This window comes from Streptomyces sp. NPDC058295 (genome assembly GCF_042880655.1).
Classification (GTDB): Bacteria; Actinomycetota; Actinomycetes; order Streptomycetales; family Streptomycetaceae; genus Streptomyces; species Streptomyces coriariae.
The window spans coordinates 31,509-51,779 of sequence record NZ_JBHVYO010000006.1 but is presented as its reverse complement, the minus strand read 5'-3'; the positions used below and the strand labels follow the sequence as shown (position 1 = coordinate 51,779).

Here is a 20,271-nt window from a genome sequence, read left to right as displayed (position 1 = left end):
GGATCACTCGGTGCGCAGGGCGGTGGCGGTGGTCGTCCTGGCGGCCCAGCCCGCCGGGAGCAGGGCACCCGCCACCGCGATGACCAGCCCGCCCAGGGCGAGCAGGGCCAGCCCGGGCGCGTCGTAGACGGCGATGTGCGAGGGCGGCAGGGTCATGCCGACGGCGTCGCCCATGAGCGGCGTGACGTAGTGGTGCAGGGCCACGCCGACCGGGACCGCCAGCGCGCCGGCCGGCAGGCCGACGCAGGCGACCGAGGTGACGACCATGCTCAGGGTCTGGCGCGGGGCCATGCCCAGGGCCTTCAGAACGCCGAGGTCGTGGACCCGGTCGCGGGTGTCGAGGACGACCGTGTTGAGCACGCCCAGGCCGGCGACCACGACGAGCATGAGGGTGAGCGTCCCGATCAGCGCGTCCATGGCGGCGATCACGCTGGAGTCGTCGGAGGTGTTCGCCTGGGCGACGGCACCGAGCGGGTCGAGCCTGTCGTTGAGCGCGGCCAGGTAGCGCGCCGGATCCGTGTCCGGTTTCGTCTCCACGTCGTACCGGCCCGGTGTCGCGTCGAGCCCGAGCGCGGTGAGGGTCGAGGTCGGGGTCAGGAGCTCCATCCCCTCGCCCTCGGTGAAGAACGCCTCGCCGACGATCCGTACCGGGACGTGCCGCCCCTGCTCCGCCAGTGTCACCGTGTCGCCGACCCGGATTCCGGCGGCCTTCAGGAACCGCGTGGTGACCACGGCCTGGCCCGGCCCGTCCAGCCAGTCGCCCGAGACCATCGGGGGGCCGGCCCAGGACGCGTCGCCCTGGTACGCCACCACCGTGGTGGCGCCGGTGACGCCGGACGCGCTCACCTCCGCCTGGGTCGTGCCGTAGAAGCGGCCGGTCCCCTGCTGGGCGCGGAGCGCGGCGGCAATCTCGGCCGGGTCGGCCTTCGGCTCTTCGGGCCCGCCGCCCACGTGCACCGCCTGCGCGCCGGGCGGCGCCTGCCCGCCGCCCGTCCCGACGACGACCGACCCGCCCGAGTTCAGCATGCGGCCCGACTGGACGGCCCCGAGCGTGAGGGCGAGCCCGACCCCGAAGGTGACGGCGGCGGCGCCGAAGACCACCGCGGCGGCCATCGTCGCCGAACGCGCCGGCCGGGCGAAGGGGCCCGCCAGCCCGAGACCGACCGCCCGCGGCACCGCCAGCCGTCCCGTGAGCCGCCGTGCCAGGCGCCCCCGGCCGGTGCCGGGCGTACGGCCGGTGCTGATCGCCGCCACGGTGCGCAGCCGTCCGGCGCGCAGCGCGGGCACCAGAGCGGCACAGGCGACCAGGGCGAGGGCCGCGGCGGGCACGGCGACGTCGATCCACAGCGGGATCGACGCCGACGGACCGTCGAAGGCCTCGCCGACCTCGGCGAGCACGGGGACGGCCAGCAGATGGCCCGCCACCAGCCCCAGGACACAGCCGACGGCCGCGGGGACCAGCGCCTGCCCGACGTAGGCCCGTACGACCTGCGCGGGGGTGAAGCCGAGGGACTTGAGGATGCCGATGCGCCGGGTCGCGGCCCCCACCGCGCCGCTCACGACGATGCCGATGACCAGGACCGACAGGAGCAGCCCGAGGACACCGAAGGCGGCCAGGAACGGCACGAACGCCATCGCGTTGGCGGTTTTCTCCTGCTTGACCGTCAGATAGGACTGTGACCCGGTCAGCGCGCCCTTCGGCGCCGCCGCGGTGATCGCGGCCCGGCCGGCGGCCACCTGGGCGTCCGTCCCCGCGCGCGCGAGGCGGTAGAGCATCTCGTACGTGGGCGCGCTGCCCGGCGCGGCCAGCGACGCGGCTCGCGCGGGAGTCACCCAGGCGTCCGCGGTGCCGGTCACCGACCGGGCGACCCCGACCACGGTCAGCGTGGGGCTGCCCGGCGCGTCGGGGAACGTCAGCCGCGCGCCCGGTTCGACGGGCAGCATGCCCCTGGCCACCACGATCTGGCCGGGGCCGGTGAGCCAGGTGCCGGACACGAGGTCGACCCGGTCGACACCGCCCCCGGCGTCCGCCCGGCCGGCGACGGTCACCGGCGGCAGATCGACACCTTCCGGGAGGATGTCCGAGGACGAGGCGGTACGCGCGCGTGCCGCGACGGTCCGGAAGGGCCCGGCCGCGGCGCTCACGCCCTTCGCGCGGGCGGTCGCCGTGAGGTCCGCCGCCGTCACCTTCGCGCCGTCGAACCGCGCGGTCAGATGGGCGCCGCGCTGCTGGGCGAAGGCGTGGTCGAAAGGCGCCTGGGACGCGACGAGCAGCCCGGCGGCGAGAAACGACGCGGTGACGGCCATGAGCGTCGTCATGATCATCACGGCGGTCTGCACCCGCCGGCGCCCGACCCCGGCGCGCACCACCCGGCCGAGGGCGCTCATCGGGCCGCCGCCGCCGCGCCCCCGGCACTCCTGGTGTCCCGGACGACACGGCCGTCGACCAGCTCGACGGTCCGGGTCGCGCAGGATGCCGCGAGGCTCAGATCGTGGGTGACCAGGACGATCGTCTGCCCCGACGCGTTGAGTTCGGCGAGCAGTTCCCGGACGTCCGCGCCGGAGGCCGTGTCCAGCGCGCCGGTGGGCTCGTCGGCCAGCAGCAGGGCCGGACGGTTCATCAGGGCCCGGGCGACCGCGACACGCTGCCGCTCCCCGCCGGACAACCTGCCCGGGTAGGCGTCCGCGTGCCGGTCGATGCGCAGGTCCGCCAGCAGACCGGCGGCCCGCGCGCGGGCCTCGGCCCGGGGCATCCCCGCCAACTGGGCGGGCAGCAGCACGTTGTCGGTGACCGTCAGATCGTCCAGCAGATTGAAGAACTGGAAGACCATGCCGACCTTCGTACGCCGGTAGCGTGCCGAGCCCGCCTCGCTCAGCTCGTCCACCCGCAGCCCGTCCACCGTGACGGTGCCCGTGCTCGGCCGGTCCAGCCCCGCGATCAGGTTGAGCAGCGTGGACTTGCCGCTGCCGGACGGCCCGAGGACGGCGAGCGCCTCCCCGGCGGCCACGCTCAGCGTCACGTCGGCGAGGGCCGGCGGCCCTTCCCCGTACGTCCTGCTCACAGCCCGCATGTCGATGACGGGCGCGGTCGCTGCCACGGTGCCTCCAGGGTCGGCGTTCGGCGGTTCGGTCCGAAGCTAGGGGCGGACCCCGGCCCGGGTCGTCGCCTGCGACGGCGAGGCCGGCTGCTGCCCCGGGATGACCCGCCGGGCACGTCATCCCTGCGATGTACGCGGCGGATGCAGGCCGCCCGCGCCGCCGTCCGCAGCGGGACGGATGTGGGAGGCAACACGGGTTGCCACACTGTGCGCATGGGCGGGGTGGGCGGGGCGGCCGGGACGGTGCGGGCGGAGTTCGTGGAGCGGTGGCGAACGGGGGCCGCGGCCCTGCTGCGCCGGAGCCCGCTGCCCCGCCCGTCCCGGTGGATGTGGACGGCCGACGCGATCCTCGCCTTCGTCCTCGCCGCCTGCACGGTGGGCGCCGCCTACCGGCAGGGCGACGGCGCCGCGCCGGTTCCGCCGGGGCTCGTGCCGGTGCCGCCGCGGGTGCCCGCGCCCGGCGTCCCGTACGTCGGTCCGTTCCCGGACGGGGGAGTGGGCGTGGCGCGGTTCGCCGAGGCCGTCCAGCCCTGGCAGCTGGTGCTGGCCGCCCTGACCGCGTTGCCCCTGGTGGTGCGTCGCAGGTACCCGCTGTCTGCGTTCTGGGCGGTGATCGTCGCGAGCCTGCTGTTCAACGAGCATCTGAGCGGCGGCGACCCGACCCTGTACACGTTCCTGTCCTGTGTGGTCGCCGCCTACAGCGCGGCCGTGTACAGCCCGTACCGGGCGCGGGCCCTCGCCGGCCTGGTGGCAGGCGCCGCCCTGGTCGCCGTACTGCGCGACGAGAACTTCCCGTCGTTCGCGCCCGGTCTCGTGCCGTTCCTCGCGCTGCTCGGGGTGGGACTGGGAGCCAACGCGGTCCACATCTGGAAGCAGCGGCTGACCGCTCTGGAGGAGGAGCACGAGGCCGCCACGCTGCTGGCCGTCGACCGCGAGCGTTCCCGGATCGCGCGCGAACTGCACGATGTCGTCACCCACAATGTGAGCGTGATGGTGATCCAGGCGGGAGCGGCCCGCAAGGTGATGGACACCGCGCCCGACCGGGCCCGCCAGGCGATGCTGGCCGTCGAGGCGGGCGGCCGTACGGCGATGGCCGAACTGCGGCACGTCATGGGCCTGCTCACCATGGCCACCGACGGGGGCGACGGGGGCGGGGACGCGGAGCGGGCCGGGGATGCCTCCGACCCGGCCGCCGGGTCCGGTCTGGCACCGCAGCCGGGCCTCGCCCAGGTGCCCGCGCTCACCGACCGGGTCCGTGAGACCGGCGTGCCCGTCGAGCTGACCGTCACCGGCACCCCGGCCCCGCTCGCCGCCGGCGCCGACCTGGCCGCGTACCGCGTGGTGCAGGAGGCGCTGACCAACACGGTCCGGCATGCCGTCGGCAGCCGGGTGCGGATCGCCATCGAGCACGTCCCCCGCGCGGTGCGCATCGAGGTGTCCGACACCGGCGGCACGTCCGCGGCACCGGACGGTCCCGGCGGCGGCCGCGGACTGACCGGCCTGCGCGAACGCCTCGCCGTCTACGGCGGCACCCTCCACGCGGGCGAACGCCCCACCGGCGGCTTCGAGGTCCGCGCCGTCATACCCGCGGAGGAGATCGCGTGACCGAAGAGCCGCCGCGCGTGGTGATCGCCGACGATCAGGCGCTGGTCCGCACCGGCTTCGGCATGATCCTGGCGGCGGACGGCATCGACGTCGTCGCCGAGGCGTCCGACGGGGACGAGGCCGTCGACGCGGTCCGCCGCACCCGGCCCGACCTGGTCCTCATGGACATCCGGATGCCCGGGACCGACGGCCTTGAGGCCACCCGGCGGATCCTCTCCGGCGCCGAATCCCCCGAGCGGCCCCGCGTCATCATGCTGACCACCTTCGACCTGGACCGTTACGTGTACGCGGCCCTCACCGCCGGGGCGAGCGGCTTCCTCCTCAAGGACGTCACCCCCGAGCACCTGGTCGCCGCCGTCCGTCTCGCCCGCACCGGTGACGCGCTGCTCGCGCCGGCCATCACCCGGCGCCTGGTCGAACGCTTCGTCGCCCGTGAGACGGCGGCCTCCGTGGCCCTGCACCGCGACCTGACGGTGCTCACCCCCCGCGAACTCGAGGTCCTCCGCTCGCTCGGCACCGGCCTGAGCAACGCCGAACTCGCCGCGCGCTTCCGGCTGAGCGAGGCCACCGTGAAGACCCACGTGGCCCGGATCCTCGCCAAGCTCCGCCTGCGGGACCGCGCCCAGGCCGTCGTCGTGGCCTACGAGACCGGCCTGATCGCCCCGGGAGCGGGCACCCGGACGGACCTCTAGCTGCCGGGCCCGCGCTCCGCCGGGCCTGCGCCGGCCCTCCGCCGGCCCTTCGCCGGTGTTCTCCGGCCTCCGGCGGGGTTCTCCGGCCTCCGCCGGCCTTTCTCCGGTCTCCTCCGGGTCCTCTTGGGGCCAAACGGGTGACCTGCCTCACACGCTGTCACAGGGATCGGCGACGCGGTGTCTTGAGGCCGAACCACCGATTCTGGAGGAGACGACATGGCTGAGAACACCGATGTTGTCGTGATCGGCGGCGGATACGCCGGCGTCATGGCGGCCAACCGGCTGACGCAGCGCGACGACGTGACCGTGACACTGATCAACCCCCGCCGTACCTTCGTCGAGCGGATCCGGCTGCACCAGCTGGTGGGCGGTTCGGACGACGCGGTCGTCGACTACGCGAAGATCCTGGCCGACCGCGTCCGGCTGACGGTCGACACCGTGACCCGGATCGACGCGGCCGGGCGCCACGTGGAGCTGGCCTCGGGCGGCACGGTCCACTACGACTACCTGATCTACGCGGTGGGCAGCGGCAGCGCCGACCCGCGGGTACCCGGCGCGGCGGAGCACGCCCACCCGCTCGCCGACCTGGAGGAGGCCGAGCGGCTGCGGCCGGTCCTCGCCGGCGCGCCCGCCTCGGCCGCGGTGTCGGTGGTCGGCGCCGGCCCGGCCGGCATCGAGACCGCCGCCGAACTGGCGGAGGAGGGCCGCACCGTGACGCTGGTCTGCGGCGGCGTGCTCGGCCCGTACCTGCACCCGCGGGGCCGCCGCGCGGTCGCCGCGCGGCTGGCCAAGCTCGGCGTGACTGTGCTCGACGGCCCCGACACCCGGGTGACGGAGGTGACCCGCGAGGCCGTGCGGCTCGCCGACGGCCGCGAGCTGCCGAGCGAGGTGACCGTCTGGACCGCCGGGTTCGGCGTGCCGGACCTGGCCGCGCGCAGCGGACTGAGCACCGACGCCCTGGGCCGCCTGCGCACCGACGAGACGCTGACCAGCGTGGACGACCCGCGCATCATCGCGGCCGGGGACTCCGCGGCACCGTCGGACCTGCCGTTCCGGCAGGGCTGCCAGTCCGCGGTCCAACTCGGCCCGCAGGCCGCCGAGACGGTACTCAGCCGCATCGCCGGCGAGCTGCCCGCACCCATCGACGTGGGGTTCGCCGGCCAGTGCCTGAGCCTCGGACGGCGTTCCGGCGTCTTCCAGTTCGCCCGTAAGAACGACATGGCGGTCAGCCTGTACCTTGGCGGCCGTCTGGGCGGGAGGGTCAAGGAGATCGTGTGCCGGAGCACCGTCTGGCAACTGGCGTACGAGGCGCGCAAGCCCGGCGTGCGCACCTGGTGGAGCAAGGACGGCAGGCGCCGGGAACTGCTCCGGGCGCAGCGGGGCGAGGCCCCCGACACCGCCGGCCGGGCGGCCTAGCGGGGCGGGCGCGTCCGCGCGGGGAAGAATGGACCTCGGTGTGCACGCACGCCTGAAGACCGTCGGCGGCCGGCGCCGACCGCGAGGAAGAGGAGAGGGCCGAGCCATGGGCGACGACACCGCTGATCCGGCGACCGACACGTTCGTCGCCCACCGCAACCTCCTGTTCACGGTCGCGTACGAGATGCTCGGATCGGCGGTGGACGCCGAGGACGTCCTCCAGGAGACCTGGCTGCGCTGGATCGAGGTCGACCTGGCACAGGTGCGCGACCGGCGCGCCTACCTGGTCCGGATCACGACCCGTCAGGCGCTCAACCGGCTGCGCACCATGACGCGCCGCAAGGAGGCGTACATCGGCCCCTGGCTGCCCGAGCCACTGCTCACCGCCTCGGACGTGGCCCAGGACGCCGAGCTCGCCGAGAGCGTGTCGATGGCGCTGATGCTCGTCCTGGAGACCCTTTCGCCGACGGAGCGCGCCGTCTTCGTGCTGCGCGAGGCCTTCGACGTCGGTTACGAGGAGATCGCGGCCGCGGTCGACAAGAGCCCCGCGGCCGTCCGTCAGATCGCGCACCGCGCCCGTAAGCACGTCGACGCCCGCCGTCCGCGCGAGGTGGTCTCCCCGCGCGAGACCCGGGCGGTGCTGGAGTCGTTCCGGCGCGCGCTCGACACCGGGGACATCCAGGGCCTTCTCGACGTGCTCGCGCCCGAGGTGGTCCTGCTGAGCGACGGCGGCGGCGTCAAACAGGCCGCGCGACGGCCCGTCGTCGGCGCCGACAAGGTGGCCCGCTTCATCATCGGCGGCGCCGGCCGGATCGATGCCACCCTCACCGGCGAACTCGCCCTGGTCAACGGGCACCCGGCCCTTCTGGTCCGGCTCGACGGCGAGGACGACGGCGTCATGGCGATCCGCGTCGAGGACGCCCGCATCACCGGCATCTACTACGTCCGCAACCCCGAGAAGCTGACCCGGGTCGCCTCCGAGACCCCCCTCACGCTGCGCTGAACGCCACGGGGGGCGGACTCCGCCGCCTCCGGGCCGATTTTCATGGCGTATTCACAGCAAGGGCCGTAGCGCTTCCCGGCATGACCCGGCCAGGTCGGGTCATGGCGCTGACCAGGATAAACGCGCAAGCGTGGCGGGATTTTCCGGCGTCGCGGAGAGGGCGTCGGCGCGGACAGAAAGCGATCTCCACCACTTTCCGGAACCGTTTCTGTTCGTAGCGTTGACACCCCGCACACCCCCTCTTATTGTCACGCCACCATTCCGACCACGTGACGATATTTCGAACAGCTGAAAGGCAAGTGCCCTGCGCGCCACCGAAATCAGTGCATACGTGGCAGGCGCGCCCCGGCGCCGCCCGGCGTATGTACAGGTGCGCCCCGATGACGCGATCACGGGATTCGGCGAGGCCTGCTTACAGGGCCGCACCGCCGCACTGATCGACGATCCACCGGACACCGAGGCGCCCGAGCGCCGGTCCGAGCGACGCGCCGGGCGATCCGATCGTCGGTCGGTTCAGCGTGACCCTCCGCCTGTTCACCGTCCATGAACAGGCGCACCAGGCCCCTGACGGCCTCGCGGCCGCACGCGGATCCAGAAGATCCCCGAGCGGATCCGCGCCGCGGGGCCCACCGCTCCACCGCACGTCCGGTCGGTACGGAGCGCCCGAGACCCACCCGCACGACGCCCCCCTGAGGGATCGACACCCGACCCCCCACCGGGAACGCGCGGAAGCGGACACGGCGCGTCCCACCCCGGATCGCCCGCCCCCGCTCGCAGGCCGGCGCGACCCGCTCCACCGGTTCCCCACAGCCTTCTGACACCCCCCATCCTCTCAACGACGAGAAGAACGAGGAACGATCACCATGCGCAACCGAAGAGCCGCCCTCGCCGTCACCGCCGGAGCCGTCTCTCTCGCCCTCACGCTGTCCGCCTGCGGCAGCGACATCGGGGGCAGCTCCGAGGGCGACTCCGGGGGCGGCACCATCGGCATCGCCATGCCGACCCAGGCCTCCGAGCGCTGGCTCACCGACGGCAAGAGCGTCGTCGCCGACCTGAAGGCCGACGGCTACCAGACCAAGCTGGTGTACGGCCAGGACGACCCGAAGACGCAGGTCGCACAGATCGAGGCCCTGATCAAGCAGGACGTCGACGCACTGATCATCGCGGCCATCGACAACAAGTCGCTCAACGACGTGCTCCAGAAGGCCGCCGACGCGGACATCCCGGTGATCTCCTACGACCGGCTCATCCTCGGCACCGCGAACGTCGACTACTACGTGTCCTTCGACAACGAGCAGGTCGGCCGGTTCCAGGCGCGCTACATCATCGACAAGCTCGGCCTGGAGGACGGCGCGGGCCCGTTCAACATCGAGCTGTTCGCCGGCTCCCCCGACGACAACAACACCAAGTACTTCTTCGACGGCGCGATGCACCTCCTCCAGCCGTACCTGGACACCAAGCAGTTGGTGGTCCGGTCCGGCCAGACCGGGCTCAAGGAGGTCACCACCCTGCGCTGGGACGGGCCCACCGCGCAGAAGCGCATGGACGGCATCCTCGCCGACGCGTACGGGAGCAGGAAGGTCGACGCGGTCCTCTCGCCGTACGACGGCATCTCCATCGGCGTCCTGAACGCGCTGAAGAAGGGCGGTTACGGCTCCGGCAGCAAACCCCTGCCGATCGTCACCGGGCAGGACGCCGAACTCGCCTCGGTGAAGTCGATCATCGCGGGCGAGCAGTCGCAGACCGTCTACAAGGACCTCCGTCAACTCGCCGGTGTCGCCGCCGAGATGGCCGACGACATACTCAACGACAAGACGCCGAAGGTGAACAACAGAAGGGCCTACGACAACGGAGTCAAGGCCGTGCCCGCCTACCTGCTGCAGCCGACGACCGTCGACAAGACCAACTACGAGTACGTCCTGGTCGCCGGCGGCTACTACACCGACGCCGAACTCAAGTAGCCACGGCCCGGACCCGTCGGAGCCGGGCCACGACCGACGATGACCACGCCGACCGCGGTCATCGTCGGCCATGGTGCGCGAGAACAAGGCCCGAGCCGTGTCCTCACCGCACCCCGGCCCACGGCTCGCGGACGAACCCGATCGAGGCCCACTTCGGACCCCTGCGCCGGTTCACCCTCGCCGGCGCCGCCTGGACGGGCGGCACGCCGTCGAGCCCAGCCACCACGTACGACAACCCTCGGACGACAACCCTCGGATGCGGTGAACCCCTCGGTCACAGCGCTAGATCCACGTGTCCAGCCACATCCGTGACCGCCAGTCGCCGACCGGGATCGCCTGGCCCGTGTAGACGGGCCAGAAATAGATGAAGTTCCAGGCGATGAGCAGCACGATCCCGCCCGCGACGACCGCGCCCGCCATCCGGCGTCTGTCGTCCGCGCCCGGCGGGCCCAGGAGCGCGCCCAGGGTCATCGCCACGGCCAGGCACAGGTACGGCACGAAGGCGACCGCGTAGAAGGAGAAGACCGTACGGTCCTGGTACAGGAACCAGGGCAGATAGCCGGCCGCCACCGCGCACAGCACGGCGCCCGCCCGCCAGTCGCGGCGCAGCGCCCACCGGTAGAGCAGATACCCGAGCGCGCAGCACGCCGACCACCACAGCACCGGCGTGCCCAGCGCGACGACGGCCTGCGAGCAGTCGACCGTGGCGTGACACCCGTCCCGCCCGGCCTTCGGCGACCGGTAGTCGAACAGCACCGGGCGGCCGAGCACCAGCCAGCTCCACGGGTTCGACTCGTACCGGTGCCAGGTGTGCAGCCCCACATTGAACTGATAGACGCCGTACTCGTAGTGCCACAGGCTGCGGAGCGGGGCCGGTATCCACGACCAGGCGCCGCCACGGCCGTCCGCCCAGTGCCGCCCGTAACCGCCGTCGGACCGGAACCAGCCGGTCCACGTCACCAGGTAGGTCACGACGGCGACCGGCACGACGGACAGCAGGGACCAGCCGAGATCCTTGCGCAGCACTGCCCGGTACGGGCGCCCCGCCCCGGCCACGCGCCGCGAGCCGACGTCCCACAGCAGGGTGAGGACCACGAAGAAGGCGAGGAAGTACAGGCCGTTCCACTTGGTCGAGGCCGCCAGCCCCAGGAAGACGCCGGCCGCGAGCCGCCACGGACGCGGTCCCGTCCCGGCACGGTCGCCGGTGACCCGGTCCGGGCGCGCGTGACCGTCCCCGTCCACCGGGAGGGCGGCCGCGAGCCGGGCCCGCGCGTGATCCCGGTCGAGCAGCAGACAGCCGAACGCCGCCAGCACGAAGAACATGACGACGAGGTCCAGCAGAGCGGACCGGCTCATCACCACATGCAGACCGTCCAGCGCCATCAGCGCGCCGGCCAGACAGCCCAGCGCCGTCGACCGGAACAGCCGGCGCCCGATGCGGCACAGCATCAGCACCGACAGCGTGCCCAGCACCGCGGTCATGAAGCGCCAGCCGAACGGGGTGAGGCCGAACATCCACTCACCGAGCGCGATCACCCACTTGCCCGTCGGCGGATGCGCGACGAACGCCCCGGTGTCGGAGAGCGGGATCACCTGAGGGTCCGCGAGGATCTGCGGGTCGGTGACCCTGCGGTCCGGCCAGGTGCCCTCGTAACCGAGCCGCAGCAGCGCCCAGGCGTCCTTGGCGTAGTAGGTCTCGTCGAAGACGAGGCCCCGCGGCTGCCCGAGACGCCGGAACCGGATCACCCCGGCCAGCACGGCGACGAGTACCGGCCCCAACCAGTCCATCACCTTCGCCGCGCGGTACGCCCCGGCCGGACCGAGGCGTATGAGCTCCCCCCAACGGGTCGACGGCCCCGGAAAGGGCGGAACCAGACGTTCCCGGACGCCGGTCCGAGGGCGCCCGGCGTATCCGAACAGGCGCAGCCGGCCCTGCCAGTCGTCGGACACCTTCGTCGGACGGCCGCCGTCGAGGACGGGGGAGCGCCGCACACTGCTACTCGTCACCGGACGACCCTAGACGCCGACCTGCGCGAACGACCGCGCGATCCCGCATTCCACCGTCCGACCCGGCGCATACGTCCGGTCCGGCGCACACGTAGTCATCCTCGAGGAGGAGCGCGCTGCGCACACGGGTGCGGCGGCGCTGGGGGTGGACCAGCGCGCAGCTCTCTTCTGCGAACGGCCGCCGCTCCTCCCGAGCGCCGACGGCCGCTCCCCCCGAGGGCGCCGGGGCCGCGGCGGCGACACCTGATGTGACGTCATGGCCCGATGTCGACGGATAAGCCGCACCTTTCCCCTGTGCGGCGGGTGGGCCGGGAGCGGGATGAATTGCCCTGCCGCGAACGCCGGACTCCGTTGCAACGGCAACAAGTTCGACGGTGGCGATGCGATGGACGGGGCACCCAGACAGGCACGGCTTCTCCGAAAGGAACCACCATGGCAACTCCCCTGACCGCAGCAAGGGTTCTCGCCGCCCTCAGAGCCGAGGGCGTCACCGTCGTCGAGGTCGGCGGCTGGCGCACCCACAACCGCGCGGGACACGGCGCGTGGGGCCCGGTCGCGGGGGTGGTCGTCCACCACACCGTGACATCCGGGACGGCCGCCTCCGTGGCGATATGCCGCGACGGATACGCCGGTCTCCCCGGACCCCTGTGCCACGGCGTCATCGACAAACGGGGCGTCGTGCACCTCGTCGGCTGGGGCCGCGCCAACCACGCCGGCAGGGGCGACGGCGACGTCCTGAAGGCGGTCATCGCCGAGAAGGGGCTACCCGCGCCGAACGAGAACGACATCGACGGCAACGTCCACTTCTACGGCTTCGAGTGCGTCAACCTCGGCGACGGCAAGGACCCCTGGCCGGCGGTCCAGCTGGATGCCATGGTCCGCGCCTCGGCCGCGCTGTGCCGGGCGCACGGCTGGTCCGCCGCCTCCGTGATCGGCCACAAGGAGTGGACGAACACGAAGACCGACCCGCGCGGCTTCACCATGGCCGACTTCCGCGCCAGGGTCGCGACCCGGCTGCGCAAGGCCCCCAACACCGACACACCGATCCCCACCCCGACCGACCCGAGCCAGGAGGACACCGTGCCCAACCCGTCGATGCTGAACGAGTCGAACGTCATCGATGTGGAGCTGCCCTCCGGCGAATGGGTCGGCCTGGCGTTCGCGGACCCGGTCCTCCACTCCGGGCCGCGCCTGCACAACACCCTGGTGCACGTCTCACTCGAGGAGAAGGCCCCGGACGACGCGCTGGTCGAGGGCCGCTTCTACCTGACGGACACCTCGGGCAAGCACCCGTCCGCGTTCCAGACCGTCACCCGCTACGGCGGCGGCGGCCACCAGTTCGCCCTGTCCGGCACCGTCCCGGCCGGAAAGCACCTGCGGTTCCAGATCCGCGTGCGAACGGCCGACGCCAGCCCGGTCACGCTCCTCCACCGCACCGCGACCGGCCCCTACTGGGCCGCCTGACCCACCCGCCCCACCCGGGCGACCGAGAGGACCACATGAGAACCACCGCCCCCACTGAACTCGCCCTGCCCGAGCGGACACCTGACGAAGAGCACGCCGTCGTACAGGATCCACCAGGCAGGGAAGAGCCCGGCGGAGCGGCCCAGCCCGACACCCCCGACCCGGCCGCCACCACCGGACCCCGGAAACCCCAGCCCCCGTCCACCCCCACCCAACCGTCCGAACGGGAGTTACCCACCCCCACCCACCCGACGTCCGCCAGACACTGACACCACCCCGAGCGCCCCGCCCCGAGGCCCCCTGACACCGGAGCGGGGCGCGCCGAACACCTGCCACAGCGACGATCGCGAATTGGGAAGCGATGGGCATGACGATCTCTCCGCCCGCATGGCGTACGCGGGAACCGTCAGACAGGCGAAAGCACTCGTTTCCCGACTCCCGCGCTGCGCATGGCGGTTGACGGGCAAGGCGAGCCCGGCGTGCGGTCCGACCTGCGCCCCCGGACCATGATCGGTCCGCGTCCCAGCGGCCCCGGACGCGTCCGCCGGCAGCCCTGGTTGATGCTGGACGGGCTGCCGTCGGGGCCCTGCGCTTCCCTGCTTCCCCGCCGTGCCGGACGCTGCCGCCGCAACCCGGTCGGACGTAGCTGATCGGGCGGCTACGCGCCAGGAGGCCGGTACTGGACCTCCCCGGCTGTACGCAGGGCCTTCAGCGTTTCATCCACGGTCAGGAGAACAGTCGTCTCGAACGAGCCGAGCGCGCCGCCCCCGCTGATCGCCAGCGCAACCGCGGCCATGGAAACGTTGTCCGGAGCCTCCCACAGGTTGTAGCCGTCGTGCGTGCCGAAGGCATACCAGAAACCGTGGAGCTTCCCGCCGACGGACTCGATGTACGACTGAGCCGCCTGTGCGCGGTCCTCCGGGTGGTCGATCAGCCGCGCCCAGGTCTCCGGCGTGTAGCTGAACCTCGATAGATAGAGCGGCATCCTGTCTCCCTTTCGTTCCGTCAAGGGATGCCCCCACGAGGGAGGAAGTGCGCAGGCGGCGGCCCGTATCCCCCATACGGCCGGGCCGATGACCGCCCCGGCGACGACGATCGACGAAGGAGGGGCCCATCCGAAAGACACGGAGGAGCGGGCGAGGGAACGGAATCCACCCTGCGAAGCGTGACGCGACTTCCGCGACCGCACAGCACTGCTTCGCCGGCCCCCAGGAAGGCCGCCTCAGGCGAAGCGATCCCCGCGACGGCCGCCATCAGCCAGGAAGCCGGCGACGGGACGTCGGAACTCCGAAGCCCCACTCCCGCCATCGCCACCACACTGGCAAACCCCCTGGCCCAGCCCGCCGACACCAGCCCCATGCGCTGATGCCCCCATGGGCCACAGCAACTCACCCGCCGCGCTGATCTACCAACACCTGACCAGCGACCGCGACCACTGCGCTCGGAGTGTCCGCGAGGGCCCCAGCCAGGACGTTCGGGCCACTCATGGACCGCTCCACCTCACGCCACATAGTGGGTCAAAACATACTAAAATGACTACAATATCAACGGTGAGTGTTATGTGCGCTTCTCAAGGGAGGAATGTCCCGATGAGTGAGAACACCGGCGTAAAGAACACCGGCGTAAAGAGCACTGGCGTCAAGCTCGGCGGTGCGCCCGGTTCTCGCGGCCGGACGACCGTCGCCGATGTGGTGGTGGAGAAGATCGCCGGAATGGCGGCACGGGACGTGCTCGGCGTCTATGCCCTGGGCAGTGGACGCGCCCGCTCGATGGGAGCCATGCGGGAGCGAGTGCCCGGCGCCGGCAGTGGCAAATCTGTCACGCGCGGGGTCAGTGTCGAGGTCGGAGAGCTACAGGCGGCCATCGACCTGGAGATCGTCGTCGACTACGGCGTCTCGATCACGGACGTGGCCGCCGAGGTGCGGGAGAACGTGATCTCCGCGGTGGAGCGGATGGCGGGTCGGGAAGTGGTGGAAGTCAACATCACGGTCAGCGACGTGAAGCTGCCGGCCGACGAGGAGGACGAAGGGGAAGAGCGGCAGCGGATTCAGTAGCCGGGGCGCGCGCGGAGCAGCCGGCTTGAGTGAAGGGGCGCGTGATGAGCAGGGCCGTGGTGGGCTTGATGGCCGGAATGGCGCTGGGTTTCGCGGCGTATTTCGGTAACTTCTGGGCTTTCCTGCTGGTGCTGGGGCTGGGTGTCGTCGGTCTTGTGGTCGGGCGGTTCACGGAAGGCGATCTCGAACCGGGCGACTTCGTCCGCCGCCGGGACCGACAGGAGCGGATCCGCGACGACCGGCGACGGACCCGGGGGGACTGGCGGCAGTGACCGGTGAAGCAGATCGGCGTCCGGCCGTTCACCGCGAGGAGCGCGGTGCGATCACCGTCGCCGACCGGGTCGTTGCGAAGATCGCCGCCCATGTGACGCGCGAGGCACTGAGCGGGTTCACCGAGTCGGCCGGCCACGTACCGCCGGGCCGCCGCCCGCCACGTGTGAACACATCTGTGCGGCGAGCCCCGGGACGGAATACCGCAGGACGAGACGCCGAGTCCGCCGCGCAACGGCCGGCAGTGCTCGGGGAGGCGCGGCTGCGCATCGCCGTCGAGCTCGGCTATCCGTCCGACATCGGGGCGCAGTGCGCCGCGGTGCGCCGGGAAGTCACCGAACGGCTCAGGACATGGGTCGGCATGGACGTGTCCGACCTCGTGGTGTCGGTCGAGAGGTTGCACTCGGTGCAGGGACGTCACACGGACCAGGAGAGGGTGAGATGAGCGCGCACACCTGGCGGCAGTCGACCGGTGACAGCGACAGTAACCTTCCCGCCGATCCCGGACAGGCGGCTTCGTCCGCCGATGACACCCCGGGCACGGGCGAGACGGCGACGACCGACGCATCAGGCCGGTCGGCGCGCCGCTTCTGGTCGGCGCGGCGGATTCCCGCGACCCTGGTGGCCCTGCTGTCCGCCGCGGCCATCGGATTGCTCCTGTACGACGTGGTCTCGGTGCGGGCAGGCCGGTCCGCGATGAGCTGGCGGCGGCAGCTCGCCGAGGAACTGGCCACACGGCCACTGGACGACATCTGGGTGATCGTCGGGGCCGCGGTGGTGATGGCAGTCGGCGTGTGGCTCTTCCTGCTGGCGGTGACGCCGGGTCTGCGCAGGCTGCTGCCCATGCGGCAGCCCACCGTCATCCCCGGTACAGAGGATGTCCGAGCCGGGCTCGACCGCCGCGCGGCCGCTCTGGTGCTGCGTGACTGGGCGGTGCGGGTGCCCGGTGTCCGGTCGGCCCAGATCGCTGTCGGCCGCCGGAAGGTCAAAGTCCTGGCACAGGCCCATTTCCGCGGGCTCGAGGAGGTCCACGAGGATCTGGCCGCCACGCTGGGGGAAGCCGTGAAGTCCTTGGGTCTCGCCCGGCAACCCACACTGACCGTGCGCGTCCGGCGCCCGAAGAAGAGCTGAGGTGATCCTGATGCTCAAGACAGTGAACCGGGTGCTGCTGGGGCTTCTCGGCCTCGGACTGTTCGCCCTGGGCGGCGGCGTGCTGTTGGGAGGGCTGGATCTCCAGCGCCGCTGGGGTTTCCGCATGCCGGGCTGGTGGCCCTTCGTCGGGCCGGACGATGTGCTGTTGGGTGCCGAGGGACGTACCCGGTGGCGGGACGAGGGTTGGTGGTGGCCGGCCGTGATCGCGGTGCTCGCCGTGCTGCTGGTCCTGCTGTTGTGGTGGCTCCTCGCGCAGCGCGGACATCGCCTGGACCGGGTCCTCGTCCAGAGCGAGGACGGCGCGGCGGCCCGGCTCGACGGCCGCACGCTGGAGGACGCCATCGAGGAAGAGGCGCGAGCCCTGAACGGGGTTTCGCAGGCTCAGGTCCGACTGTCGGGCCGACGTACTGCTCCCACTGCACGCGTGCGGCTGCTGCTGGAGCCTTACGCGGAGCCGGTGCGAACTCTGGGACAGCTGAGCCGCGAAACACTCGCACACGCACGAGACTCGGCCGGCCTGGACCGCCTGCCGTCGAAGGTCCGACTCAGGGAGGCCCGCCACCGCGCCCGACGCACCGCATGAGGTCCCGCGCAATTCCTTCCCGGGAGGCATCCCGTCGTGGTCCTTTTCCTGACCCTGCTCATCGCCGGAACCGCTCTGATCGCCATCGGCGCGGCCGTCGAGGGCATGCTCTACCTGATGTCCGTCGGCGTACTACTTCTCATCGCCGATCTGCTCTACCTGGCGGCCCGCTCCATCTGGCGCTCCACCAGGCGCCCGGCCAGCTGAAACCCGCTCGTATTTTCCGCTCCGCGGACCACGCCCGCTCCACATACGTGTGGGCCGACGGCGGACGGGATGGGAGCTGGGGAGAGTGGTGGGTGAGGAAGTGGGCGGCCGATTAGTCGCGCTTGGGCCAGATCGGGCCCTGGTCGGTCCAGACGACGTTCTTGTTGCGGCACAGGCAGAAGGGGTGGCCGATCGGGTCGGTGTAGACCTGCCAGCCGTAGCCGTTGGGGCCGATGAAGTCCTGCCTCAGCGTCGCGCCGAGGTCGAGGACGCGGCGCTGCTCGGACCCGATCTCGTCCACTTCGAAGTCGAGGTGGAACTGCTTGGGGTGCTCGCTGTCGGGCCACTGCGGAGCGCGGTAGTCGTCCACCCGGATGAATGCCAGCTCGATCTCGCCGAACTGGATGCCAGCCCAGTCCTCGGAGCTGCCTTCCTTGATCGGACGGCCCGTCACCTCGGAGTAGAAAGCCGCCAGCTTCATCGTGTCCGGGCAGTCGATGATGAAATCGGTGAGTCGCAGCATCCCGCGATCTTGGCACAAGCTCACACCCGACTTCGAGACAGGCCCTGACCCTGCAAGCAACGGACCAACACGAAGGCGCCCGATCCTATGTTTGGCATCGCGAAGCCTGACTGCACGTCGGGCGTGACCGCCCGCGTTGATGTCAGAAGTAGATGTCGAAGGCCACCTAGGAACGTTCCTAGGTGGCCTTTTCCCTGGTGCCCCCGGCAGGATTCGAACCTGCGACACCCGCTTTAGGAGAGCGGTGCTCTATCCCCTGAGCTACGAAGGCGGGATGGTGGCCCTGTGGGTCACTGGCGTCAGCGTACCGGATTCGGGTTGGCGGGTGTGGGGGTCAGGTCAGGGGGACGTGGGTGAAGCGGGCGGCTGTGTGGAGGTCTGTCTCGATGTGGGAGGCGGTGGAGAGCAGGGCCGGGAGGATGTCGTGGACGCACTCCTCGGCCGTGCGGCGGGCGACGTGGGTCGCGGCGTTCAGGGCGGCGACCACCCGGCCGTTCCGGTCGTGGATCGGGACCGCGATCGCGCGTACGCCCTGTTCCAGTTCCTCGTCGACCAGGGCGTAGGAGCCGGAGGCCGCCGCTGTGGGGCCGGTGAGCAGGAGGCGGCCCAGTGCTGTGGAGGGGGCCGGGAGCCGGGTGCCCACGGCGATGTCCACGCTCATGACGTGGTTCGCGGTCGCCCGAGCCGCGTACTGGAGCTCGTCGCCCCGTTCGGTCAGGACCGCCAGGGAGGTCGTCTCCTGGATGGCGTCCGTCAGCGTCGTCAGGTGGGGAGACGCGATCCGGGGGAGGGACGTGCGGGAGAGGGGCGGGAAGCCGAGGGAGAGGACCTGGGGGGTGAGCGCGAACGCGCGGTGGGGGGTGGGGGTCACCAGGCCCAGGTGTTCGTAGGTGATCAGGGCGCGGCGGGCCGTCGCCCTCGCCAGGCCGGTCGCCTTCGCGACCTCCGTGAGGGTCAGCTCCGCCCGGCCCTCGTCGAACGCCGCCAGGACCGTCAGGCCCCGGGCGAGGGACTCGATGAACTCGCGGCCCAGTTCCTGCTTCGACGCGCCCGTCCAGGTCGCCAGTCCCGCCGGGGACGGGCCCGGCTCGGGTCGCGGTGCCCGGCGCAGGTCCTCCTCCATCGCCGCCACGGCCAGACGGAGTCGGGGGAGGAGCGTCTCGCGCAGGTCCGCCGACGTGTGCCGGCTCGTATGGCTGACGACGTTCGCCACGCAAGCGATCCGGGCGGTGCGCGGATCCCGTACGGGGGCGGAGACGGCCACCAGGCCCGGTTCGATCAACTGGTCGTCCAGCGCGCAGTTCTCCGCTGCCGCCCGCTCGGTCCTTCGGGTGAAGTCCTCGTCGCTCCACGCGCTCTGCGGGGGCGGCGGCACGGCCGGGAAGTCGCGGTTCTGCGGGTCCCTCGTCCTGCGGGCGCGCCAGGCCTGCCACTCCTCGGCCGTCCACTCCGTCGCGAACAGCTGGCCCGGCGCGGTGCGTTCGGCGGGGAGCAGGTCGCCGATGCGGAAGCTCAGGGACATCGCGCGGCGGCGGGTCGCCTGGTGGATGAAGCGGATGCCGTCACGGTCGGCGACCGCCAGGGACACGGACTCGTCCAGTTCGTCGGCGAGGCGGTCCGCGCGGGTGGACAGCAGCGCGGGCAGGCGCAGCGCGGCCAGGTAGGCGTTGCCGAGCTCCATGACATGGGGGGTCAGGCTCGCGTCCCGGCCGTCCAGACGGACGTATCCCATGCGGGTGAGGGTCGCGGTGATGCGGTCGACCGTGGAGCGGGCCAGGCCGGTGCTCCGCTCCAAGGCGCTCAGGCTCATCGTGCCGCCCGCCTCGGTCAGCTGCCGCAACACGGCGACCCCCCGGATCAGCGGTGAGACCGCCTCCGCCGGCGCCTGCCCTGCCCCCGGGGTCGGGACCGGAGCCGGGACCGGGTCGGATGCGGTCGTCTTCGCGGACATGGCTGCTCGGCTCTCCGATACGGCGGCGGAACTGACGGTGGCGGTGTGCGGGGCGGTACGTGGCGTGGGGGCCGTGCTGTGTGGTGTGTGGTCGCCGGCTGGCGGTCGGTGCTGGGTGCTCGGTTGTGGTGTGCCGTGGCGGTGGTCGTTGGCAGTCGTTATCGGCCGGGTGCGGCCACGCGCGCGTGCAGGTACGTGCGTGCATGTACGCGCGTGCGTGGTCGTGTGTGGTTGTACGGGGTCGCGGCAGGCCTACGGTAGCCCCGGTCGTCCTGCGGACCGCAC

Annotated in this window: 18 protein-coding genes and 1 tRNA gene; 12 read left to right on the top strand and 7 right to left on the bottom strand. The window is 72.0% G+C overall.

Annotated elements, in window-relative coordinates:
- Nucleotides 1-3 precede the first annotated feature (3 nt).
- Together ACFVYS_RS08380 and ACFVYS_RS08375 are read right to left on the bottom strand one after the other, a co-directional pair.
- Nucleotides 4-2,388 (bottom strand): FtsX-like permease family protein, encoded by a 2,385-nt coding sequence (locus ACFVYS_RS08380; protein WP_389500005.1) that lies wholly within the window; start codon nt 2,386-2,388, stop codon nt 4-6.
- Nucleotides 2,385-3,071, bottom strand: coding sequence for an ABC transporter ATP-binding protein (locus tag ACFVYS_RS08375; RefSeq protein ID WP_389500321.1), 687 nt, complete (start codon nt 3,069-3,071; stop codon nt 2,385-2,387). Before ACFVYS_RS08375 ends, ACFVYS_RS08380 begins: the two co-directional genes overlap by 4 nt.
- Nucleotides 3,072-3,311: 240 nt before the next feature.
- Here ACFVYS_RS08375 and ACFVYS_RS08370 point away from each other — a divergent pair, with 240 nt between their 5' ends.
- The 5 genes from ACFVYS_RS08370 (at nt 3,312) to chvE (ending at nt 9,775) form a co-directional block, all read left to right on the top strand.
- Nucleotides 3,312-4,703 carry a sensor histidine kinase gene (locus ACFVYS_RS08370; RefSeq protein ID WP_389500003.1) on the top strand — a complete coding sequence of 464 codons (1,392 nt, stop codon included), beginning with the start codon at nt 3,312-3,314 and terminating at the stop codon, nt 4,701-4,703.
- Nucleotides 4,700-5,395, top strand: coding sequence for a response regulator (locus tag ACFVYS_RS08365; protein WP_389500001.1), 696 nt, complete (start codon nt 4,700-4,702; stop codon nt 5,393-5,395). Before ACFVYS_RS08370 ends, ACFVYS_RS08365 begins: the two co-directional genes overlap by 4 nt.
- 216 nt (nt 5,396-5,611) lie before the next feature.
- A complete protein-coding gene (locus tag ACFVYS_RS08360; protein ID WP_389500000.1) occupies nt 5,612-6,811 on the top strand; it encodes an NAD(P)/FAD-dependent oxidoreductase in 1,200 nt (399 codons plus the stop codon).
- Between the two features lie 106 nt (nt 6,812-6,917).
- The gene (locus ACFVYS_RS08355; RefSeq protein WP_389499998.1) at nt 6,918-7,814 is read left to right on the top strand and encodes an RNA polymerase sigma-70 factor; all 897 of its coding nucleotides are present in this window, start codon (nt 6,918-6,920) and stop codon (nt 7,812-7,814) included.
- Between the two features lie 863 nt (nt 7,815-8,677).
- Nucleotides 8,678-9,775, top strand: coding sequence for a multiple monosaccharide ABC transporter substrate-binding protein (gene chvE / locus ACFVYS_RS08350; RefSeq protein ID WP_389499996.1), 1,098 nt, complete (start codon nt 8,678-8,680; stop codon nt 9,773-9,775).
- Nucleotides 9,776-10,057: 282 nt separating this feature from the next.
- On the opposite strand, the gene ACFVYS_RS08345 is transcribed toward chvE, so the two are convergent.
- On the bottom strand, nt 10,058-11,782 hold the full coding sequence (locus ACFVYS_RS08345) for a dolichyl-phosphate-mannose--protein mannosyltransferase (protein WP_389499994.1): 1,725 nt from the start codon (nt 11,780-11,782) through the stop codon (nt 10,058-10,060).
- A 432-nt stretch (nt 11,783-12,214) separates the two neighbouring features.
- Here ACFVYS_RS08345 and ACFVYS_RS08340 point away from each other — a divergent pair, with 432 nt between their 5' ends.
- Nucleotides 12,215-13,246 (top strand): N-acetylmuramoyl-L-alanine amidase, encoded by a 1,032-nt coding sequence (locus tag ACFVYS_RS08340; RefSeq protein ID WP_389499992.1) that lies wholly within the window; start codon nt 12,215-12,217, stop codon nt 13,244-13,246.
- A gap of 658 nt (nt 13,247-13,904) precedes the next feature.
- Here ACFVYS_RS08340 and ACFVYS_RS08335 read toward each other — a convergent pair.
- Nucleotides 13,905-14,231, bottom strand: coding sequence for a GYD domain-containing protein (locus ACFVYS_RS08335; RefSeq protein WP_389499990.1), 327 nt, complete (start codon nt 14,229-14,231; stop codon nt 13,905-13,907).
- 604 nt (nt 14,232-14,835) lie between these two features.
- Here ACFVYS_RS08335 and ACFVYS_RS08330 point away from each other — a divergent pair.
- The 6 genes from ACFVYS_RS08330 to ACFVYS_RS08305 all read left to right on the top strand — a co-directional run bounded on the left by ACFVYS_RS08330 (nt 14,836) and on the right by ACFVYS_RS08305 (nt 17,512).
- Nucleotides 14,836-15,300, top strand: a complete 465-nt coding sequence (locus tag ACFVYS_RS08330; RefSeq protein WP_389499988.1) for an Asp23/Gls24 family envelope stress response protein — start codon at nt 14,836-14,838, stop codon at nt 15,298-15,300.
- A 44-nt stretch (nt 15,301-15,344) separates the two neighbouring features.
- Nucleotides 15,345-15,572 carry a hypothetical protein gene (locus tag ACFVYS_RS08325; protein ID WP_310433611.1) on the top strand — a complete coding sequence of 76 codons (228 nt, stop codon included), beginning with the start codon at nt 15,345-15,347 and terminating at the stop codon, nt 15,570-15,572.
- Between the two features lie 242 nt (nt 15,573-15,814).
- The gene (locus ACFVYS_RS08320; protein ID WP_389499986.1) at nt 15,815-16,015 is read left to right on the top strand and encodes a hypothetical protein; all 201 of its coding nucleotides are present in this window, start codon (nt 15,815-15,817) and stop codon (nt 16,013-16,015) included.
- The gene (locus tag ACFVYS_RS08315) at nt 16,012-16,701 is read left to right on the top strand and encodes a DUF6286 domain-containing protein (RefSeq protein WP_389499984.1); all 690 of its coding nucleotides are present in this window, start codon (nt 16,012-16,014) and stop codon (nt 16,699-16,701) included. Before ACFVYS_RS08320 ends, ACFVYS_RS08315 begins: the two co-directional genes overlap by 4 nt.
- 10 nt (nt 16,702-16,711) lie before the next feature.
- The gene (amaP, locus tag ACFVYS_RS08310) at nt 16,712-17,305 is read left to right on the top strand and encodes an alkaline shock response membrane anchor protein AmaP (protein WP_389499982.1); all 594 of its coding nucleotides are present in this window, start codon (nt 16,712-16,714) and stop codon (nt 17,303-17,305) included.
- Nucleotides 17,306-17,341: 36 nt separating this feature from the next.
- Entirely contained in the window at nt 17,342-17,512 is a 171-nt protein-coding gene (locus ACFVYS_RS08305) for a hypothetical protein (protein ID WP_389499980.1), read from the top strand.
- A gap of 112 nt (nt 17,513-17,624) precedes the next feature.
- On the opposite strand, the gene ACFVYS_RS08300 is transcribed toward ACFVYS_RS08305, so the two are convergent.
- The 3 genes from ACFVYS_RS08300 to ACFVYS_RS08290 all read right to left on the bottom strand — a co-directional run bounded on the left by ACFVYS_RS08300 (nt 17,625) and on the right by ACFVYS_RS08290 (nt 19,986).
- Entirely contained in the window at nt 17,625-18,035 is a 411-nt protein-coding gene (locus ACFVYS_RS08300) for a VOC family protein (RefSeq protein ID WP_389499978.1), read from the bottom strand.
- A gap of 195 nt (nt 18,036-18,230) precedes the next feature.
- Nucleotides 18,231-18,306, bottom strand: a tRNA-Arg gene (locus ACFVYS_RS08295).
- Nucleotides 18,307-18,369: 63 nt separating this feature from the next.
- Entirely contained in the window at nt 18,370-19,986 is a 1,617-nt protein-coding gene (locus ACFVYS_RS08290; RefSeq protein ID WP_389499976.1) for a helix-turn-helix domain-containing protein, read from the bottom strand.
- Between the last annotated feature and the right edge of the window lie 285 nt (nt 19,987-20,271).

Excerpts from the sequence above, each read along its gene's own strand:
- ACFVYS_RS08380 (WP_389500005.1), bottom strand. The coding sequence starts at position 2,388 with ATGAGCGCCCTCGGCCGGGTGGTGCGCGCCGGGGTCGGGCGCCGGCGG.
- ACFVYS_RS08375 (WP_389500321.1), bottom strand. The coding sequence starts at position 3,071 with ATGCGGGCTGTGAGCAGGACGTACGGGGAAGGGCCGCCGGCCCTCGCC.
- ACFVYS_RS08370 (WP_389500003.1), top strand. The coding sequence starts at position 3,312 with ATGGGCGGGGTGGGCGGGGCGGCCGGGACGGTGCGGGCGGAGTTCGTG.
- ACFVYS_RS08360 (WP_389500000.1), top strand. The coding sequence starts at position 5,612 with ATGGCTGAGAACACCGATGTTGTCGTGATCGGCGGCGGATACGCCGGC.
- ACFVYS_RS08355 (WP_389499998.1), top strand. The coding sequence starts at position 6,918 with ATGGGCGACGACACCGCTGATCCGGCGACCGACACGTTCGTCGCCCAC.
- chvE (WP_389499996.1), top strand. The coding sequence starts at position 8,678 with ATGCGCAACCGAAGAGCCGCCCTCGCCGTCACCGCCGGAGCCGTCTCT.
- ACFVYS_RS08340 (WP_389499992.1), top strand. The coding sequence starts at position 12,215 with ATGGCAACTCCCCTGACCGCAGCAAGGGTTCTCGCCGCCCTCAGAGCC.
- ACFVYS_RS08335 (WP_389499990.1), bottom strand. The coding sequence starts at position 14,231 with ATGCCGCTCTATCTATCGAGGTTCAGCTACACGCCGGAGACCTGGGCG.
- ACFVYS_RS08330 (WP_389499988.1), top strand. The coding sequence starts at position 14,836 with ATGAGTGAGAACACCGGCGTAAAGAACACCGGCGTAAAGAGCACTGGC.
- ACFVYS_RS08325 (WP_310433611.1), top strand. The coding sequence starts at position 15,345 with ATGAGCAGGGCCGTGGTGGGCTTGATGGCCGGAATGGCGCTGGGTTTC.
- ACFVYS_RS08315 (WP_389499984.1), top strand. The coding sequence starts at position 16,012 with ATGAGCGCGCACACCTGGCGGCAGTCGACCGGTGACAGCGACAGTAAC.
- amaP (WP_389499982.1), top strand. The coding sequence starts at position 16,712 with ATGCTCAAGACAGTGAACCGGGTGCTGCTGGGGCTTCTCGGCCTCGGA.
- ACFVYS_RS08300 (WP_389499978.1), bottom strand. The coding sequence starts at position 18,035 with ATGCTGCGACTCACCGATTTCATCATCGACTGCCCGGACACGATGAAG.
- ACFVYS_RS08290 (WP_389499976.1), bottom strand. The coding sequence starts at position 19,986 with ATGTCCGCGAAGACGACCGCATCCGACCCGGTCCCGGCTCCGGTCCCG.